Consider the following 16,192-nt stretch of genomic DNA (forward strand, 5'->3'; position numbering starts at 1 on the left):
TACGGCAATACTACAAAGGACTCAGCCAAGGACCCTGTTAATCCGAGCAAATCATATAGTCGATTTTTAACTTTTTTCCCCAGTAAAAACAAGCACTAAGAGCTATCCACTCGAGACCTTGAAAGAGCAATTGCATATTTGCTGCGACAAACTTGTTATTAACATTTAAATCAATGGTGGAAATAGTCATCACTCTCTGTCACAAAGCTTCCATTAATTAACCAAGCGGATGGATAAACAGCCAAAAAAACGCCAAAACGGACAAAAATAGTTCACTAAGGCGGAATTGATATACCCCAAATTCATTTTTCAACAGGCAATGAGCAAAACCCGAATATATGATCTGCATCACATTGACTGTAGATGGCAAACCACCCCGGCTGAGTACGCAGAACAACCCGGCGCCCTTCCATCAGGTTGCAATATCGGCCTTCGCTCGCGGTTATCGCGGAACAAATCAGGGAATATGACAAACATCACTGCCACAGTACCATTTGGCATCGTGCCGGAATAATCACCAGCTCGGGGAAACTGAGATGACAGGCGGGTGGATAGCTGGTATCAACAGAAATCGAATCCAGATCAATTAAACGCTGAATTACCCTTGCCAACCCGGAACGCTCTTTTTATGGTTGCCCCCTTGTTACACCCAGAACAGCGTTTATGAAGCACATCGAAGAGTTCTACCTGTTCGTCAAGGTGGTGCAAGAGGGAGGATTCTCCCACGCTGCAGCCGCACTGGGCATGCCAACAGGCACCATCAGTCGACGCATTTCCCAGCTGGAAGAGCAACTGGGTTGCTCCCTGCTACATCGCTCTACCCGCAAGCTCCGCCTTACCGATGATGGCCTCAGATACTACGAACGTCTCTGCACGCCACTCGCGCAAATCGAGCAGGCTACCAGCGAGATCCAGGGTCAAGAGGCCGACATCACCGGGCTTATCCGGATAGCTGCACCGATCGCACTCTCCAACACCATCCTCATCGATATGCTGGCCGAATTCGGGCTGCACTATCCCGAGGTACAGTTCGATATCACCCAGACTAATGATCACCAGCACCTGTTCGACAATGATCGGGATCTGGTGTTCTTCAACGGTGAGCTTCCCCAGTCGCTGCCCAATGCGATCTGTCTCGGTCATATCGAGTACGGCCTGTTTGCCTCACCACTCTATTTGACCAAGAAGGGCACCCCCTCCCACCCCAACCAGCTGGAAGAGCACGATCTCATCTACTGCTGGCCTCACCAGCACTGGCAGCTGACCGACAAGGATGGCCAGAGCGTCTGCATCAAACGCAGCGCCAAACTGACCGTCAACCAGACCCAGGCCGCGGTACGTGCAGCCCGGCGTCATCTGGGGATCGTCAATGCCCCGCTGCACTATCTGAGCAGCTTCCTCCATGACGAGCAGCTGGTGCCGGTACTGACCGACTGGCAAACCGGCAATCGACCCTTCTACATGTTGTGTTGCCAGCACCAGTTCGCTCCGTTGCGTGTTAAGATGTTCGTTGAATTTGTTGAAAAATACTCAGCACGCTATCGCAATCGGCAATGGGACAATCAATTTTCACAAGGTGATAGCCTCACCCATTGCATCTGACCGTTAGCGGGCCACACTTATAGCATCCCTTGCCAACAGAGCCTGCCTAACGCCATGAATGTATTGATATGTGATGACTCCGGGTTCGCCCGCAAACAGCTGGCGCGGGCGCTCCCGGCCGACTGGAAAGTCAATTTGCACTACGCAGCCAATGGTCTCGAAGGGATCGAACAGGTGCTGATGGGTCATGGCGATCTCATCTTCCTCGATCTGACCATGCCGGAAATGGACGGTTACGGCGTGCTGGAGACCCTCCAACGGGAGGGTCTGCGCAACAAGGTGATCGTGGTCTCCGGCGACATCCAACCAGAGGCCTATCAACGTGTCATGGGGCTGGGGGCGCTCGATTTCATCAAGAAACCCGCCGCCCCCGAAACCCTGCTCGCCCTGCTCAAAAAGCATGATTTCTGGAGTGCCGCCCCGAGTGGTCAACCAAGCGCCCCCGAGCAGCTGACAAGCGGCGTGGTAGCCGATGCAGGCGTCAAGATCACCCCCGAAATCCGCGATGTCTATCAGGAGCTGGCCAACGTCTCCATGGGTCAGGCAGCCGACTTGCTGGCTCGTCTGCTCAACGCCTTCGTGGTACTGCCTATCCCCAACGTCAACGTGCTGGAGGTCTCCGAGCTGCACATGGCCCTCTCGGCCGCTGCGGATTCAGATACCCTCTCCGCCGTCTGTCAGGGGTTTATCGGAGCTGGGATCGCCGGTGAAGCGCTGATCCTGTTCCATGACTCCAGCTTCAAAGATTTGGCCAAGCTGATGAACCATCAGGGGACGCTGGATCGCACCGCCGAACTGGAGCTGTTGATGGATACCGCCAACGTGCTGATCGGCGCCTTCCTGCGCGGCTACGCCAACCAGCTCGACACCCCCTTCAGTCAGGGGCACCCTGTGGTGCTCGGCCAGCACAGACCCATCAACGAGCTGATCAACACCAACAAGAGTCGCTGGCGCCGCACGCTCGCCATCGAGATCAACTACCGGATCCAGGATTACGCGGTGCAGTGTGATCTGCTGCTGCTGTTTACCGAAGATTCCATCGCCACCATGAACAACAAAATCATGCACATGCTCTAGGAGTGACTATGGAAATCCGTGAATTTCATTGGCTGATGAACATAGTCCAGAACCTGGACGTAGGCTTGGTTGTGCTCGACAAGGAGTACAAGGTACAGGTGTGGAACGGCTTTATGGAGAGCCACAGCGGCCGACTGGCCAGTGACGTGCGCGATGGCGTACTGTTCGAGCTCTTCCCCGATGTGGACAGAGCCTGGTTCGAACGCAAGGCCAACATGGTCTTCAAACTCAACAACCGCGCCTTCAGCACCTGGGAGCAGAAGCCCTATCTGCTGCGTTTCTCCAACTACCGCCCCATTACCGGCTCGGCCCCCCATATGTTCCAGAACCTGACCCTGGTGCCACTGGCCGATTTCGGCGGTCAGGTGACCCACATCGCGGTGATGATCTACGATGCCACCGATGAGGCCATGCTGATGAGCGGCCAGCGGCAGGCTTGAGCTTGCAGCAAATAACAGAGGGCGCCGCAGCGCCCTCTGTTATTTCGGTATAAACAGGTCTTGGTATAACCTCTACCTGACCAGCCGTCTCAACGCGCTCCGAGATACTCGGTGAAGGCGTCGATCACCTCTTCAATATCGTCATCGTTGATTTGCAGATGGGTCACCAGCCGCAGCTCGCCGTAACCGGAGAAGAGGATCCCCCGCTCCTTCATAAAAGCGAGCAAAGGGGCCGATTCTCCCTCATGCAGCCGCAGGAACACCATGTTGCTCTGCACCAGCGAGAGGTCGAGCTCGATGCCCGGCAGTGCAGCCAACCCTTCGGCCAGCCGTTTGGCACGGCGGTGATCATCGGCCAGACGGGTCACATGCTGCTCGAGGGCAAACAGACCGGCTTGCGCCAGAATCCCCGCCTGACGCATGCCACCCCCCAGCATCTTGCGTAGGCGGCGCGCACGGGCGATGAAATCGTGGCTGCCCACCAGCAGCGAGCCCACCGGTGCGCCCAACCCCTTGGAGAGACAAATCGAGATGCTGTCAAACGGTGCAGCGATCACCTCGACCGGGGTCTCGCTGGCCACGGCGGCGTTAAAAAGCCGGGCGCCATCGAGATGGAGCTTCAAGCCACGCTCGGCAACAAATGCCCCCATCTCCTGCAGATAGGAGAGCGGCAGCACCTTGCCGTTGTGGGTGTTCTCAAGGCAGATCAGGCGAGTCTGGACGAAGTGGGCATCATCAGGGGCCAGCGCAGCCTTGATATCATCGAATGCCAGCGTGCCATCGCGCTGCATCGGCAAGGGTTGCAGGGCTACGGAGCCCAGCACGGCACTCCCCTGCGCTTCATAGCGATAGATGTGAGCGGCGTTGCCGAGGATGGCCCCCTCACCGCGCTGACAGTGGCTCATCACCGCCAACAGATTGGACATGGTGCCGGACGGCACAAACAGCGCCGCCTGTTTGCCCAGCAATCTTGCCCCAAAGGCCTCCAGCGCGTTGACGCCCGGATCTTCACCATAGACATCGTCACCGACTTCGGCGTGGAGCATGGCTTGACGCATGGCGTCAGTAGGCTGGGTGACGGTGTCACTTCGTAAATCGATATAGCGCATGAGATCCCTCCTGAAACAGGAGAGTGACGTTAGCCATGCGCCCCTCGCTTGGCAAGGGGCGCATGAGCAGAATGTGAAGCCAATAGACGTCCATAGAACCCGCAGGCGGGATTTACCAAGGCAGCGGCTGACCTTTGAGATCCAGCAGCTGACCCGATTGGGTCAACGATAACCCCTCGATGAGATTGAGCAGCTTCACCGCCACCTCGGCAGGCTCCTGCAATTGCTCCGCAGGCAACTCGCTCAGAAAGGGAGCATTCATCGGGGAGTCCATCAAGCCGGGCGCCACCGCCACCACCCCCGCTTGCGGGAAACGTTGCGCCCACTCGAGGGCCAGAGTTTTCACCCCCATGTCGAGGGCAGCCTTGCTCATCCGGTAGCTGTAACGTCCCCCCTCCAGATTGGAGGTGATGGAGCCCGCCAGATCGGAGATGGCACAGAGCCACAGCGGATGGTCACTGCCCATCAACCGACTGAAACGGGCAGCCAGCGCCAGTGTTGGCCAGGCATTGGCCAGCAGGCTGTCGCACAGCCACTTGGGGTGCACCTCTTCGACCCGCCGCTCTGGCATAAAGCTGACATCGTGCAACAGGCCGATGGTGTTGATCACCACAGTGGGAAGCGGATCGGTGTCGTAGAGGGTAAACAGGGCGTCGAACGAGATGGCGTCCACCTCTTGCAGCGGGAAGAAAGCCCCCATCTCGATCCCTTTTGGATAGGTGCGCCCGGCAAGAAGGAAGGACTCCCCCCTTGCCATCAGCTCTCTTGCCAGCGCCGAACCCAGCGCACCACTTCCGAGGATCAAGTAGCTCATCGCCCATTCCATGGAGACTTATCTTGCTTAGAGCGTATCAGAATAATCAACCGGCCGTGACACGACCAAAGGGTAATATGCCCCTCATCACGCTTCCCCCAGATGGCGACCAAACTCCCGCGCCAGCGCCAAGTCGAGAAAACCGTCCGCTTTCTTGTGGGTGCGCAAAAACTGGTAATAGGCGAGCAGGGTGACCAGTGCCTCCTCATCGGGCAGCCCCACCCCGGGTTGCTGCTCGCCCAGCAGTAGCTGCGCCGCTGCCAGCGCCTCCCTGTCTACCACTTCCGCCTGACGGTAGAGATAACCGCAGCCGGTTGCCAGCCACTCCAGCGAGCAGTTGGCCCCCATGGCGATCTGGTTGGCCCGCGCCAGGCCAGGCTCGGCTCCCTTCAAATATTTGCGGATCAGCGCTTCACTGAGCCCCACCTTGCGGGCAAACGCGCTCACGCTCATCTCCCCGATCAGGCTCTGCAAGCGCTCGGCAAATCCTTCCATCCAACTCTCTCTCCTACTCTGCGATCAGAACCAAAGTTCGAATCATGCCACTGCCCATTATTGCTTTGCCAGCCACATGAGGCCAAGATGCCCGCAGTCATCTATGTTGCACATCGTTTTCGCATCGTGTTTTTCAAGGAGTCAACCATGTCTGTATCCCGTGTCGCCCTGCATCCGCAAGGCCCCACCTTCTCTCGCCTCATCATGGGTTACTGGCGCCTGATGGAGTGGCAGCTCTCTCCGGCCGCTCTGCTCGACCTGATGAAATATCATCTGGATCTGGGGGTCACCACCATCGATCACGCCGATATCTATGGCGGCTACCAGTGTGAAGAGGCCTTTGGTCACGCCCTGCGCCTCGAGCCTTCCCTGCGCAGCCGGATGGAGATCGTCACCAAGTGTGGCATCGCCCTCACCGCCAAGCCGGAGCATGCTCTCAACCACTACAACACCGGTAAGGACCATATCATCGCCAGCGCCGAGGCCTCGCTGCGCAAGCTCGGCACCGACCATCTGGACCTGCTGCTGATCCACCGCCCGGATCCCCTGATGAACGCAGATGAAGTGGCCGACGCCTTTATCACCCTGAAACAGGCGGGCAAGATCAAGCACGCCGGGGTATCCAACTTCACCGCCCGTCAGTTCGAGCTACTGCAATCGCGTCTCCCCTTCCCGCTGGTCACCAACCAGCTGGAGATCTCGCCGCTTCATCAGGAAGGGACCCTCGATGGTACCCTGGATCAGTGCCAGCAGCTTGGCATCAAGCCGATGGCCTGGTCATGTCTCGGCGGCGGCCGACTGTTCAGCGATGACGCCTATGCCCCGCTGCGTGCCGAACTGGAGCAGATCCGTCAGGAAGTGGGCGCCCAGACTATCGAGCAGGTGGTCTACGCCTGGGTAATGATGCTGCCAAGCCAGCCGCTGCCATTGATTGGCTCCGGCAAACGGGAGCGGATTGCTGCCGCCGTAGCCGCCGAATCTGTCGAGCTGAACCGCCAGCAGTGGTTCCGCATCCGCAAGGCGGCGCTCGGTTACGACGTCCCCTGATAACAGCAAAACGTCCAGAAACAAAAACGGCATGGGGGAAACCCATGCCGTTTTTTTATTGCCGAGGCACCTCAGCGGTGGCGCTGTTGCGGGCGACCACGGGGAGCATCTGTCTTCGGTTTGGCCTGGTTGACGGTGATGGTACGGCCACCGACTTCAGTGCCATGCAGACCAGCGATGGCCTTTTCGGCATCACCATTGACCGGCATTTCAATAAAACCAAACCCCTTTGACTGGCCGGTATCGCGGTCGATGATGATATCAACCTTGTCGACCTGTCCAAACTGGCTGAACAGGGTTTTCAGTTCGTCGGCCGTCATCCGGTACGACAGATTTCCTACGTAAATCTTCATGCCATCCACTCTCGATTCAAGGTGCCTTCTCTATGCAATTCCCAGCATAACGGTAAGGGCACAACCCCTATGCCGGACCTGCCATGGCTTCATGCCGTGGCCTTCTCCACACTGTCGTCAAGTGATTGATCTCTTGGGTTAACAGTGCAGACAAGATCAATTCGAGTCACTGGCAGTATCTGAGCTTTGCCGGGAATTGTCGAGAAAATAGTCGACTCAGGCCGATTGCAGATCTGACAACCGTTGCGCCAGCATCCGGCGACCGTGCCAGGCCCGTTTAAAGCCGAAGCGATAGACAGACGGGCTCACCAGATGCAGCTCCCCCGCCTTGAGATCCAGCAAGGCCATGGCCGCCGCCAGCTCCTCTTCACTCAGTTGCAGATCGAGGCTGAAGTCGAGCCACTGGCCGTCGTGGCCCACTCGCCGCTCCCGTTCGAGCGCCACCAGCTGGCTGCGGGGCAGCGCCAGCGCCTCATCCTTGTTGCCATTGAGCAGATAGATATGCTGTTCGTCCCACCCCAGCTCCGCCAGGCGCCAAGGCTGCCAGCTGCGGGGCAGCGACACCATGATCCCGGTGATGCCACCAAAGACCACGCCCACCCAGTTGAGCAGCGCCATGGCGCCCCAACCATCCCACAAGGAGGCCGCCACCACGCCCCAACTCACCAGCAACAGCAGAAAAATGACGCAGCGATAACGAACCGCTGGCGGCATCAACAGCTGCACCTGCGAACCGGCAAGCAAGGATGTAATACGCATGAAAAGCTCCTGTCATCACGAAATGGCGCCATTGTGAATAGCCATCAGGATGCTGACAAGGGGGTTTTCTTTGTCATCCCCCTATAATATCAATACCATGGCGTAAATGATTCTCAGTGGAACCCGCTTCTTGACCAGCTCGCAACCCTGTGTGCGCTTTTGTGGCGTCGACAAATTCTATGGCGATTTTCAGGCTCTTCATCACATCGATCTCACCATTGAACGGGGAGAGAAGTGGGTTATCTGTGGCCCATCAGGCTCGGGAAAATCGACCCTGATCCGCACCATCAACGGGCTGGAGGGGATCGACGACGGCCAGCTGTTCCTGTTTGGCGAGCCGGTGACCCCTTCCTACCTGCGCCGCCTGCAAGGTCGGGTTGGCATGGTGTTTCAGCAGTTCAACCTCTTCCCCCATATGACGGTGCTGGAAAACCTGATGGTGGCGCCGGTGCATACCCTGGGGTTGCGCCCTGAGGAGGCCAAAGCCCGGGCGCTCGGGCTGCTCGAGCGGGTGCGTATTCAGGCACAGGCCGACAAGTACCCCCACCAGCTCTCCGGCGGCCAGCAGCAGCGGGTCGCCATCGCCCGCTCCCTCTGCATGCAACCCGAGCTGATGCTGTTTGACGAGCCCACCTCCGCCCTCGACCCCGAGATGATCCGCGAAGTGCTCGATGTGATCCGCGAGCTGGCTGACGAGGGGATGACCCTGATCTGCGTCACTCACGAGATGGGCTTTGCCCGTCAAGTGGCGGATCGGGTGCTCTTTATGGATGAGGGGAAAATCATCGAGTCGGCCCCGCCCGCCCAGCTGTTCAACGCCCCTCGTCACCCGCGTACCCGGGCCTTCCTCGAACAGGTGCTCAGCTATCATGGCTAGGCTCAATCGCCCCCGCCTGCTCGGCTGGTTGTCAGGCACTGTGATGCTCTCTGTGCTACTGGGCTGGGCGCTTTATAGCGGCGCTCGCCAGATGGGCTATGAGTGGCAGTGGCCGCGGGTGTTGCCCTTTCTCGGCGAATGGGATGAGGGAACCTTTTATGCCGGCCCCCTGCTAAACGGCCTGCTGGTCACTTTGCAGGTGGCGCTGCTCAGCCTGTTGGGCACTCTGGCGGTCGGGGTGTGCGTGGTCAGCCTGCGGCTGCTTCCCTCCAGGCTCGGCCCCTGGCTCGCCATCGCCTATCTGGCGCTGGTGCGCACCACGCCCCAGTTGGTGCAGCTCTATATTCTCTATTTCTTGCTGGGCCCCATGCTGGGATTGGCCCCCCTTGCCTGCGCCGTGTTGAGCCTCTCCCTCTATCAGGGGGCCTTCACCGCCGAAGTGCTGCGTGCAGGTGTACAGGCCATTCCCAAAGGACAGTGGGAGGCAGCCCAGTCCCTTGGCTTGTCACGGGCCATCACCCTGCGCAAGGTGATCCTGCCCCAGCTGGTGCGCATCACCTTGCCGCCACTGACCAACGAGCTGGTCTCCCTTATCAAACATTCGGCGCTGGTGAGTGTGATCGCCATCTTCGATCTGACCAACGAAGGGCGTACTCTGGTTGCCGATACGTTTCTGACCTTTGAGGTGTGGTTTACCGTGGCTGCCCTCTATTTGCTGTTAACCCTGACGCTGTCAGCCTGTTCGCGGGCGCTGGCCCGTCACCTGAATCCGGATCAACAAGGACGCTAACCATGAATCTGTCATTCAAGACCACCCTGTCGGGCGCTGCCCTGCTGCTGGCAAGCCTGCTCACTCCGGCACTGGCACAAACTGCCCCCTCCGACACCCAGGCACAGATCGAGCAGAGCGGTACCCTGCGGGTCGGCATGTCCACCTTCGCCCCCTGGGCGATGCGCGACAAGCAGGGGGCCCTGATCGGTTTCGAGATTGACGTGGCCCGTCGCCTCGCCACAGATAACGGCTGGCAGGTAGAGTTCGTGCCTACCGCCTGGGATGGGATCATCCCCTCCCTGTTGGCGAAAAAATATGACGTCATCATCGGCGGCCTCACCATCACCCCCGAGCGGGAGAAGAGCGTGCGCTTCACCCAGGCCTACTCCCATTCGGGGGTGCAGCTGGCCGCCTCCAGCACCATGGCCAAAGAGAAGAAAACCGTGGCGGACTTCAACCAGCGCGGGGTGATCCTGGCGGTACGTCGTGGCGCCTCGCCGGTACAGGTAGCCAAAGCGCACTTCCCCAAGGCCACCTTGCGCCAGTTTGATGACGAGTCACAGATATTTCAGGAGGTGCTGAACGGCCGCGCCCACGGCGCCCTCTCCTCTTCCCCGAAACCCGAGCAAGAGGCGCTGCGCCACCCGGATGCCCTCTTTATGCCGTTTGCCGAGCCGTTGGCACAAGGCGATGAAGGCTTTGCCCTGCGCAAGGGGGATGATGCCCTGGCTGAACAGTTCAACGAGTGGATCGCCGCCCGTCAGGCCGATGGCTGGCTCAAGGCGCGCCATGACTACTGGTTCAAGTCGCTGGCGTGGGAAGCGCAGGTCGCCAATCCCTGATGCTGATGGCCCTCAAACAGACCATCCGGCGCATCGTCCGGAAGCCATGTCGGAACATCAACTGGCTGGATGGGGCGATCGCCCTGATCCTGCTGCTGGCTGGCCTCTGGCTGGCCAGCCGCTTGCACATCGGGGTGGCCTATCAGTGGCGCTGGCATGAGGCCTTCGATCTGCTGTTCACCCCTGGCCCTCACGGCGAGTTGCCCTACTTTTTCAGCGGTCTGCTCACTACCTTGCGCATCGCCCTGCTCGGCATGGTGCTGGCGCTGCTGCTCGGCACTGCGCTGGGGGTAGCCGCCTTCAGCCGCCGACCCTGGCTGGTGATGCCCGCGACCCTGTTTATCCAGCTGATCCGCAATCTGCCGCCGCTGGTCTTTATCTTCATCTTCTACTTCTTTATCGCCAACCAGCTGCTGCCTGTAAGCGGCCTCTCCCGCTGGCTCGGCACCGTATCACTCTCCCCGTGGCAAGAGGCGCTGTTTGGCCCACCTGCCCGCTGGGAGAACCTCATCTCAGGCACCCTCTGCGTTGGCATGATCAGCGCAGCCTTCGTCGCCGAGATCGTCCGCGCTGGGCTGGCCGCCATCCCCCGTGGCCAGTGGGAGGCGGCGCAGAGCCTCGGGCTCTCTCCCTGGGTGCGGCTGCGCCATGTGATCCTGCCGCAGGCCATGCTGCTGATGTTGCCCCCCCTCACCGGGCAGCTCATCGCGCTGGTGAAGGATACCGCCATCGTTTCCCTTATCTCGGTGCAGGAGCTCACCTTCGTCGGCACCGAGATGGCCAACTCCAGCGGACTGGTCTACGAGATCTGGCTGCTGGTGGCCGCGGCCTATTTATTTATATGTTTGAGTCTGTTCATATTGCTGAGCCGACTCGAAGCAAGACAAGGAGCACGCACATGCTGACGTCCCTGTTGCTGGCGACTGTATTGCAAGCGGAAGCCATCGGTGGTTATGCCGCCGGTTGCCTGAAAAACGGCGTATCCCTGCCCCTCGAAGGGCCGGGTTATCAGGTGATCCGTACCAAACGGCTGCGCTACTACGGCCACCCCGACCTCATCCACTATCTGCAAGCGCTGGCCAACCAGACCCGCATGGCCGGGCTGCCGGATCTCTATATCGCCGATCTGGCGATGGCCCGGGGCGGCCCCTTTACCTCTGGCCATCGCAGCCATCAGACCGGACTTGATGCCGATATCTGGTTTCGCATGGCCAACCGTCCCATCAGCAAGTGGGAGCAGGATGCCCCCAAGGAGTGGGCACTGATCGACGAACCCAGCTACAAAATGTTACCGGGCCGCTTTGGCCCACAGCAGCTCACCCTGCTGCGGCTGGCGGCCAGCAAACCCGAGGTGGCCCGCATCTTCGTCAATCCGGTGATCAAATCCGCGGTCTGCCAACAAGCTGGTAACGAACCCTGGGTCGCCAAGCTACGCCCCTGGGTGGGCCACTTCAGCCACTTCCACGTGCGGCTGCGCTGCCCGGTGGGCAGCCCCGATTGTGAACCCCAGGCTCCCATTCCGCCCGGCAATGGCTGTGGGGAAGAGCTGGCATCCTGGCTAAAAGACAAGCCCCAGCTGCCCAAGGTATCCGGCATCAACAAGCGACCTGAGCTACCTGCGCGTTGTGGCAACTGACCCCAAGCTGGTATGGTTATGCACTCTTGGTCGTACACCATCCATGGCGCACTATCGACTCGAAATATCAAAGGAGAACAACAAGATGGCCACATCACTCTGGCGCAGAACCACGCAGAGCCTGTTGACCCTGACCCTGCTGCTCGGCCTGACCGGCTGCGGCATGAACAATATTCCGACCCTGGATGAGCAGGTCAAGGCGAGCTGGGGGCAGGTGGAGAACCAGTATCAGCGCCGCGCCGACCTCATTCCCAATCTGGTCGCCACCGTCAAGGGCTACGCCAGCCATGAGCAGGAGACCCTAAAGGCGGTCACCGATGCCCGCGCCCGGGTCGGCAGCGTGCAGGTGAGCGACCCTGCCCAGCTCAAGGAGTTTGAAGCGGCCCAGAACCAGCTCTCCAGCGCCCTCTCCCGCCTGATGGTGGTGGTAGAACGCTACCCCGAGCTGAAAGCGGATCAGCAGTTCCTTGCCCTGCAGGCCCAATTGGAAGGAACCGAGAACCGCATCTCGGTGGCTCGCCGCGACTATATCGAGGCGGTGCGCCAGTTCAATACCGAGATCCGCACTTTCCCCGGCGTCATCTGGTCCAAGCTGCTCTACTCGGACCTGGAGGCCAAACCCAGTTTCAGTGCCAAACCCGGTGCCGATGAGGCGCCCAAGGTCAGCTTCCAATGAAGATGATGCTGCGCTGGTTTCTTCCCTGTCTGCTGCTCTGGGCCAGTGCCCTGCAAGCGGCACCGGACTTCCCGACGCTGAGCGGACGGGTGGTGGATGAAGCCAGTCTGATGTCCCGCAAACAGGCCCATCAACTGACCCAACAGCTGGCCGCCTTTGAAAAGCGCAGCGGTATCCAGCTGGTGGTGGTCTCTGTCGACAGCCTCGATGGGGAGACTATCGAGGAGTACGGCTACCAGCTCGGTCGCCACTGGGGGATCGGCCAGAAAGGCAAAAACAATGGCGTGCTGTTGCTGATCGCCCAGGATGAGCGCAAGGTGCGGATCGAGGTGGGATATGGGCTAGAAGGCGCCCTGCCCGACGCCATCGCCGCCAACATCATCCATGGCCGCATCCTGCCCGCCTTCAAACGCGGCGATATGGTGGCCGGGATCATGGCGGGCAGCCAGAGCATCATGAAGGCACTCGCCGGAGAGTATCAGCCGGTCGAGCAGCCGAAAAGTGACAACGGCGGCGGCCCCTGGCTGTTTATTCTGGTGGTGATTGCGATGATCGTGCTCCACAACCTGCGCGGCGGTGGTGGCGGTGGGCCGGGAGGACGACGTCGGTCGGCCTACATGGCCGGTGGATTGGGTGCCGGCTCCTTTGGTGGTCGCTCCGGCGGCGGATTCAGCGGTGGCGGCGGCAGTTTTGGCGGCGGCGGAGCCTCCGGTGGCTGGTAACAGGAGTAAAGAGACAAATCATGATTTCTAAACAGTTCTTCCACACGCTTCAGGCAAAGGTGCGCGAAGCGGAGCTAGAGACTGATGCTGAACTGGTCACCGTGCTGGCCCCGGCCAGCGATGGTTATCGCTACATTCCCACCCTCTGGGCGGCGCTGCTGGCGATGCTCACCCCGCTGCTGGTGTTCCAGCTCGGCTTCTGGCTCGGCTGGTACGAAATCCTGCTGGTACAGTGGTCAGTCTGGCTACTGCTGAGCCTGCTGTTCCACTGGACCCCCATCAAGATGCGGCTCATCCCGAAGAAGGTTCGCCAGCACCGGGCGGCCCTGATGGCCCGCCTGCAATTTGTCGAGCAAGGGCTGCACCGCACCCGCGACCGACTCGGGGTGCTGATCTTCGTCTCGGCCGCCGAGCACTATGTAGAAATACTGGTGGATGATGGCATCGCCCAGCATATCGACAACGGCCAGTGGCAGGAGATCATCGACGACTTCGTGGCGCGCGTGCGCAACAAGGAGATCGAACAGGGTTTTCTGGAGTGCGTGGAGCGCGTTAGCGCCATTCTGACCGATGCCTTCCCGGCCACCCGGGATCAAAACGAGCTGCCGGACAGTCTGATCATCCTCGACAAGCCCTGATCCGGTTTAAAAAACCGGCATTCTGCGCAAGGGTTAGGCATTCGGAAAAGATTATGAAAAATAAGGGGAAAAGTGGTTGACCCACACAGTCCTTTCCCCTAAATTACGCCCCGTTCCAGCGCAACAGCGCAGCGAACGAAAATTTGGTGAGGTGTCCGAGTGGCTGAAGGAGCACGCCTGGAAAGTGTGTATACGGCAACGTATCGAGGGTTCGAATCCCTCCCTCACCGCCAAATTTAAAAAAACCGACCTCAGGGTCGGTTTTTTGCTTTCCGGCAAACACCTATGTCGACAAGTGAGCCAGAGCCACGCAGCAGCGGGTTATACACGCTCTCACCCTCCGGTTTGCAAAACACGGATGGAACATCGCAGCTTTTCGTATTGCCAGCACCCACCCCCTACCTTGCTTTATGTGATTGCCCCGCCCGACAAGCGTTCCTTCCTGTCACAACAGGAGCCACAAGATGATTGCAATGCCATCTTATGGCCGCAACACGCCTTCTTTTATGGACGTTACCCAGCGCCCATTAATTGCTCAGCGATTGGATTTCATTTTGAAAAACTGATACTTAAATAGCTACACTAGCCATTATCAACATGCAGGGACGTGTAAAAAATGAGCTTGATTGGCTTGGTGCTGGCGTTGATCGCCATCCTTGGCGGCAACATGATCGAGGGGGGGCACCCCAGTGCACTGCTCGATCTGCCCGCATTCCTCATTGTGATCGGTGGCACCATAGGTGCTGCGCTGACCCAGTTCCCTTTCTCCGTCGTCGGCAGCACCATGAAGCGTTTCAAATGGCTGCTCTCCCCCCTCAAGCTCGATATGCATGAACAGGCCCAGTTGCTGGAGACCCTGGCAGGCAACGCCCGCCGCAGCGGCATGCTGGCGCTGGAAGGGATGATCGACGAGATCAAGGATCCCTTCCTGAAGAAAGGGGTGCAGATGATGGTCGATGGCTACGAGAAGGCCAAAATCCACGAGGTGCTGGAGAACGAGATCGAATTTGAACAGGAAGATCTCGAACAGACGGTCAAATTCTATGAAGCCATGGGCGGCTACTGCCCGACCATGGGGATCGTCGGGGCGGTATTTGGCCTGATCCACGCCATGGGTCTGCTAGATGCCCCCGACAAGCTGGGCGGCGCCATCGCGGTGGCCTTTATCGCTACCATCTACGGGGTATCCGCCGCCAACCTGATCTTCTTGCCGTTCGGCAACCGCTACAAGGGGTTTGCCCACCAGATCCGCCACTACAAGGAGATGACCCTGACCGGCATTCTCTGCATCGTTGATGGCGAATCCCAGGCACGCCTGCAAGTTACCCTCGAACCTTATCTGGGAGGTCACGGTGGCCAAAAAGAAAAAGGCTGAAGCGCCGGAGAACCATGAACGCTGGCTGGTCTCCTATGCCGACTTCATGACCCTGCTGTTCGCCCTGTTTGTGGTGCTCTACTCCTTTGCCATGGCCAAGCAGTCCGAAACCCGGGTGCTTATCCAGGGCTTTATCGAGTCGCTGGGTAAAATCGGCCTCATCTCCCCGCCTGCCGGCTCACCTTTGATGCAGGGGGGCACAGGGATTCTCGAGCCAGAATCAAAAACTACGCCGAGCAGCCCGAAAGAGGAGACTGTGCTGGAGAAAGATGCCCCCATGGCGGCATCGGACCCCTTCAACGAGACCATAGGTGCCTCGGAAAAACCGAGCGCCACCGAAGCCTGGCCCCACAAGACCAAGGAGCAGGAGTGGGTGCAGGTGACCAAGCAGAAGCTTGAGCAGCAACTCAAGGCCCAGATTGAATCGAAGGACCTGGAGGTCGAGCAGCTTGGCAGTCAACTGGTGATCCGCATCGGCGAGAAGGCGCTATTCCCCTCCGATTCGGCGTTCCTGCAGCCCCAGTTCATCCCGCTGGTCAACAAGATCGCAGGCATTCTGGCCAATATCCCGGGGCAGGTAGTGGTCACCGGTCATACCGACAACTCCCAAGCGCCGGTGGAGCTTTATCGCAATAACTGGGAGCTCTCGGTGCTGCGGGCCTCTTCCATCGTGCAGACCATGCTGACCAACCCCCAGCTGGATGCCAGACGAGTCATCGCTCAGGGTGTGGCCGACACCCAACCCCGCTTTGCCAATGACACCCCCGAACATCGTCAGGCGAACCGCCGGGTCGATATCACCCTCTCCCAAGGCAAGGCCGCAGAAGAGTCGCTGCAACTGCTCAAGCCCTGATCCCCCCGCTCCCGCTTCGCGCGGGAGCCTCTTTTTAAAAACAAATAACTCAATAATATCAACGCCATAAGATCTTAATGATAATGATTGCCATTTATTGTCAAG

The 16,192-nt window shown here is 59.1% G+C and carries 19 protein-coding genes and 1 tRNA gene; 15 read left to right on the forward strand and 5 right to left on the reverse strand.

The genetic code is table 11. From position 1 onward, the window contains the following. Positions 1 to 663 precede the first annotated feature (663 nt). The 3 genes from AACT07_RS12150 to AACT07_RS12160 are packed head-to-tail and all read left to right on the forward strand — an operon-like array spanning position 664 to position 3,119. Positions 664 to 1,602 (forward strand): LysR family transcriptional regulator, encoded by a 939-nt coding sequence (locus tag AACT07_RS12150; protein WP_005337171.1) that lies wholly within the window; start codon positions 664 to 666, stop codon positions 1,600 to 1,602. Positions 1,603 to 1,656: 54 nt separating this feature from the next. Then, the gene (locus AACT07_RS12155; RefSeq protein WP_069527967.1) at positions 1,657 to 2,679 is read left to right on the forward strand and encodes a response regulator; all 1,023 of its coding nucleotides are present in this window, start codon (positions 1,657 to 1,659) and stop codon (positions 2,677 to 2,679) included. An 8-nt stretch (positions 2,680 to 2,687) separates the two neighbouring features. Next, positions 2,688 to 3,119, forward strand: coding sequence for a PAS domain-containing protein (locus AACT07_RS12160; RefSeq protein WP_005337175.1), 432 nt, complete (start codon positions 2,688 to 2,690; stop codon positions 3,117 to 3,119). Positions 3,120 to 3,208: 89 nt separating this feature from the next. Here AACT07_RS12160 and ltaE read toward each other — a convergent pair whose 3' ends face one another. From ltaE to AACT07_RS12175, 3 genes are all read right to left on the reverse strand, one after another. After that, a complete protein-coding gene (ltaE, locus tag AACT07_RS12165; protein ID WP_069527969.1) occupies positions 3,209 to 4,228 on the reverse strand; it encodes a low-specificity L-threonine aldolase in 1,020 nt (339 codons plus the stop codon). A gap of 112 nt (positions 4,229 to 4,340) precedes the next feature. Continuing rightward, complete coding sequence (locus AACT07_RS12170) at positions 4,341 to 5,042, reverse strand: short-chain dehydrogenase (protein ID WP_069527970.1); 702 nt, start codon at positions 5,040 to 5,042, stop codon at positions 4,341 to 4,343. An 87-nt stretch (positions 5,043 to 5,129) separates the two neighbouring features. Beyond that, positions 5,130 to 5,537, reverse strand: a complete 408-nt coding sequence (locus AACT07_RS12175) for a helix-turn-helix domain-containing protein (RefSeq protein WP_005351138.1) — start codon at positions 5,535 to 5,537, stop codon at positions 5,130 to 5,132. Between the two features lie 147 nt (positions 5,538 to 5,684). Here AACT07_RS12175 and AACT07_RS12180 point away from each other — a divergent pair, with 147 nt between their 5' ends. After that, positions 5,685 to 6,584, forward strand: a complete 900-nt coding sequence (locus AACT07_RS12180; protein ID WP_069528019.1) for an aldo/keto reductase — start codon at positions 5,685 to 5,687, stop codon at positions 6,582 to 6,584. Positions 6,585 to 6,655: 71 nt separating this feature from the next. Here the strand turns inward: AACT07_RS12180 and AACT07_RS12185 are convergent, their stop codons facing one another. Together AACT07_RS12185 and AACT07_RS12190 are read right to left on the reverse strand one after the other, a co-directional pair. After that, a complete protein-coding gene (locus AACT07_RS12185; protein ID WP_005337180.1) occupies positions 6,656 to 6,937 on the reverse strand; it encodes an RNA recognition motif domain-containing protein in 282 nt (93 codons plus the stop codon). Between the two features lie 216 nt (positions 6,938 to 7,153). Then, positions 7,154 to 7,696: a hypothetical protein gene (locus AACT07_RS12190; protein ID WP_064340009.1), complete on the reverse strand. Its 543-nt coding sequence runs from the start codon at positions 7,694 to 7,696 to the stop codon at positions 7,154 to 7,156. A 106-nt stretch (positions 7,697 to 7,802) separates the two neighbouring features. On the opposite strand from AACT07_RS12190, the gene AACT07_RS12195 reads away from it, so the two are divergent. The 11 genes from AACT07_RS12195 (at position 7,803) to AACT07_RS12245 (ending at position 16,087) form a co-directional block, all read left to right on the forward strand. After that, complete coding sequence (locus AACT07_RS12195; RefSeq protein WP_005337182.1) at positions 7,803 to 8,573, forward strand: amino acid ABC transporter ATP-binding protein; 771 nt, start codon at positions 7,803 to 7,805, stop codon at positions 8,571 to 8,573. Then, positions 8,566 to 9,363 (forward strand): amino acid ABC transporter permease, encoded by a 798-nt coding sequence (locus tag AACT07_RS12200; protein ID WP_069527972.1) that lies wholly within the window; start codon positions 8,566 to 8,568, stop codon positions 9,361 to 9,363. Before AACT07_RS12195 ends, AACT07_RS12200 begins: the two co-directional genes overlap by 8 nt. A 2-nt stretch (positions 9,364 to 9,365) precedes the next feature. Next, positions 9,366 to 10,187 (forward strand): transporter substrate-binding domain-containing protein, encoded by an 822-nt coding sequence (locus AACT07_RS12205; RefSeq protein ID WP_069527974.1) that lies wholly within the window; start codon positions 9,366 to 9,368, stop codon positions 10,185 to 10,187. Then, positions 10,187 to 11,092 carry an amino acid ABC transporter permease gene (locus tag AACT07_RS12210; protein ID WP_069527976.1) on the forward strand — a complete coding sequence of 302 codons (906 nt, stop codon included), beginning with the start codon at positions 10,187 to 10,189 and terminating at the stop codon, positions 11,090 to 11,092. Before AACT07_RS12205 ends, AACT07_RS12210 begins: the two co-directional genes overlap by 1 nt. Continuing rightward, a complete protein-coding gene (gene mepA, locus AACT07_RS12215; protein ID WP_005359850.1) occupies positions 11,086 to 11,823 on the forward strand; it encodes a penicillin-insensitive murein endopeptidase in 738 nt (245 codons plus the stop codon). The genes AACT07_RS12210 and mepA overlap by 7 nt, the downstream gene beginning before the upstream one ends. 85 nt (positions 11,824 to 11,908) lie before the next feature. Next, the gene (locus AACT07_RS12220) at positions 11,909 to 12,499 is read left to right on the forward strand and encodes a LemA family protein (protein WP_005346564.1); all 591 of its coding nucleotides are present in this window, start codon (positions 11,909 to 11,911) and stop codon (positions 12,497 to 12,499) included. Continuing rightward, a complete protein-coding gene (locus AACT07_RS12225) occupies positions 12,496 to 13,221 on the forward strand; it encodes a TPM domain-containing protein (RefSeq protein ID WP_005346567.1) in 726 nt (241 codons plus the stop codon). The genes AACT07_RS12220 and AACT07_RS12225 overlap by 4 nt, the downstream gene beginning before the upstream one ends. A 20-nt stretch (positions 13,222 to 13,241) precedes the next feature. Continuing rightward, complete coding sequence (locus AACT07_RS12230; RefSeq protein WP_005337196.1) at positions 13,242 to 13,859, forward strand: TPM domain-containing protein; 618 nt, start codon at positions 13,242 to 13,244, stop codon at positions 13,857 to 13,859. 145 nt (positions 13,860 to 14,004) lie between these two features. Beyond that, positions 14,005 to 14,092: transfer RNA gene (locus AACT07_RS12235), tRNA-Ser, on the forward strand. Positions 14,093 to 14,475: 383 nt separating this feature from the next. Further along, positions 14,476 to 15,234, forward strand: a complete 759-nt coding sequence (locus AACT07_RS12240; protein WP_069527977.1) for a flagellar motor protein — start codon at positions 14,476 to 14,478, stop codon at positions 15,232 to 15,234. Continuing rightward, positions 15,212 to 16,087 carry a flagellar motor protein MotB gene (locus tag AACT07_RS12245; RefSeq protein WP_106844513.1) on the forward strand — a complete coding sequence of 292 codons (876 nt, stop codon included), beginning with the start codon at positions 15,212 to 15,214 and terminating at the stop codon, positions 16,085 to 16,087. The genes AACT07_RS12240 and AACT07_RS12245 overlap by 23 nt, the downstream gene beginning before the upstream one ends. Positions 16,088 to 16,192: the final 105 nt, after the last annotated feature.

It is taken from the genome of Aeromonas sp. ANP5, assembly GCF_963870295.1.
Classification (GTDB): Bacteria; Pseudomonadota; Gammaproteobacteria; order Enterobacterales; family Aeromonadaceae; genus Aeromonas; species Aeromonas veronii.

Coding starts and splice junctions, on each gene's coding strand:
- AACT07_RS12150 (WP_005337171.1), top strand. CDS start 664: ATGAAGCACATCGAAGAGTTCTACCTGTTCGTCAAGGTGGTGCAAGAG.
- AACT07_RS12155 (WP_069527967.1), top strand. CDS start 1,657: ATGAATGTATTGATATGTGATGACTCCGGGTTCGCCCGCAAACAGCTG.
- AACT07_RS12160 (WP_005337175.1), top strand. CDS start 2,688: ATGGAAATCCGTGAATTTCATTGGCTGATGAACATAGTCCAGAACCTG.
- ltaE (WP_069527969.1), bottom strand. CDS start 4,228: ATGCGCTATATCGATTTACGAAGTGACACCGTCACCCAGCCTACTGAC.
- AACT07_RS12170 (WP_069527970.1), bottom strand. CDS start 5,042: ATGAGCTACTTGATCCTCGGAAGTGGTGCGCTGGGTTCGGCGCTGGCA.
- AACT07_RS12175 (WP_005351138.1), bottom strand. CDS start 5,537: ATGGAAGGATTTGCCGAGCGCTTGCAGAGCCTGATCGGGGAGATGAGC.
- AACT07_RS12180 (WP_069528019.1), top strand. CDS start 5,685: ATGTCTGTATCCCGTGTCGCCCTGCATCCGCAAGGCCCCACCTTCTCT.
- AACT07_RS12185 (WP_005337180.1), bottom strand. CDS start 6,937: ATGAAGATTTACGTAGGAAATCTGTCGTACCGGATGACGGCCGACGAA.
- AACT07_RS12190 (WP_064340009.1), bottom strand. CDS start 7,696: ATGCGTATTACATCCTTGCTTGCCGGTTCGCAGGTGCAGCTGTTGATG.
- AACT07_RS12195 (WP_005337182.1), top strand. CDS start 7,803: ATGATTCTCAGTGGAACCCGCTTCTTGACCAGCTCGCAACCCTGTGTG.
- AACT07_RS12200 (WP_069527972.1), top strand. CDS start 8,566: ATGGCTAGGCTCAATCGCCCCCGCCTGCTCGGCTGGTTGTCAGGCACT.
- AACT07_RS12205 (WP_069527974.1), top strand. CDS start 9,366: ATGAATCTGTCATTCAAGACCACCCTGTCGGGCGCTGCCCTGCTGCTG.
- AACT07_RS12210 (WP_069527976.1), top strand. CDS start 10,187: ATGCTGATGGCCCTCAAACAGACCATCCGGCGCATCGTCCGGAAGCCA.
- mepA (WP_005359850.1), top strand. CDS start 11,086: ATGCTGACGTCCCTGTTGCTGGCGACTGTATTGCAAGCGGAAGCCATC.
- AACT07_RS12220 (WP_005346564.1), top strand. CDS start 11,909: ATGGCCACATCACTCTGGCGCAGAACCACGCAGAGCCTGTTGACCCTG.
- AACT07_RS12225 (WP_005346567.1), top strand. CDS start 12,496: ATGAAGATGATGCTGCGCTGGTTTCTTCCCTGTCTGCTGCTCTGGGCC.
- AACT07_RS12230 (WP_005337196.1), top strand. CDS start 13,242: ATGATTTCTAAACAGTTCTTCCACACGCTTCAGGCAAAGGTGCGCGAA.
- AACT07_RS12240 (WP_069527977.1), top strand. CDS start 14,476: ATGAGCTTGATTGGCTTGGTGCTGGCGTTGATCGCCATCCTTGGCGGC.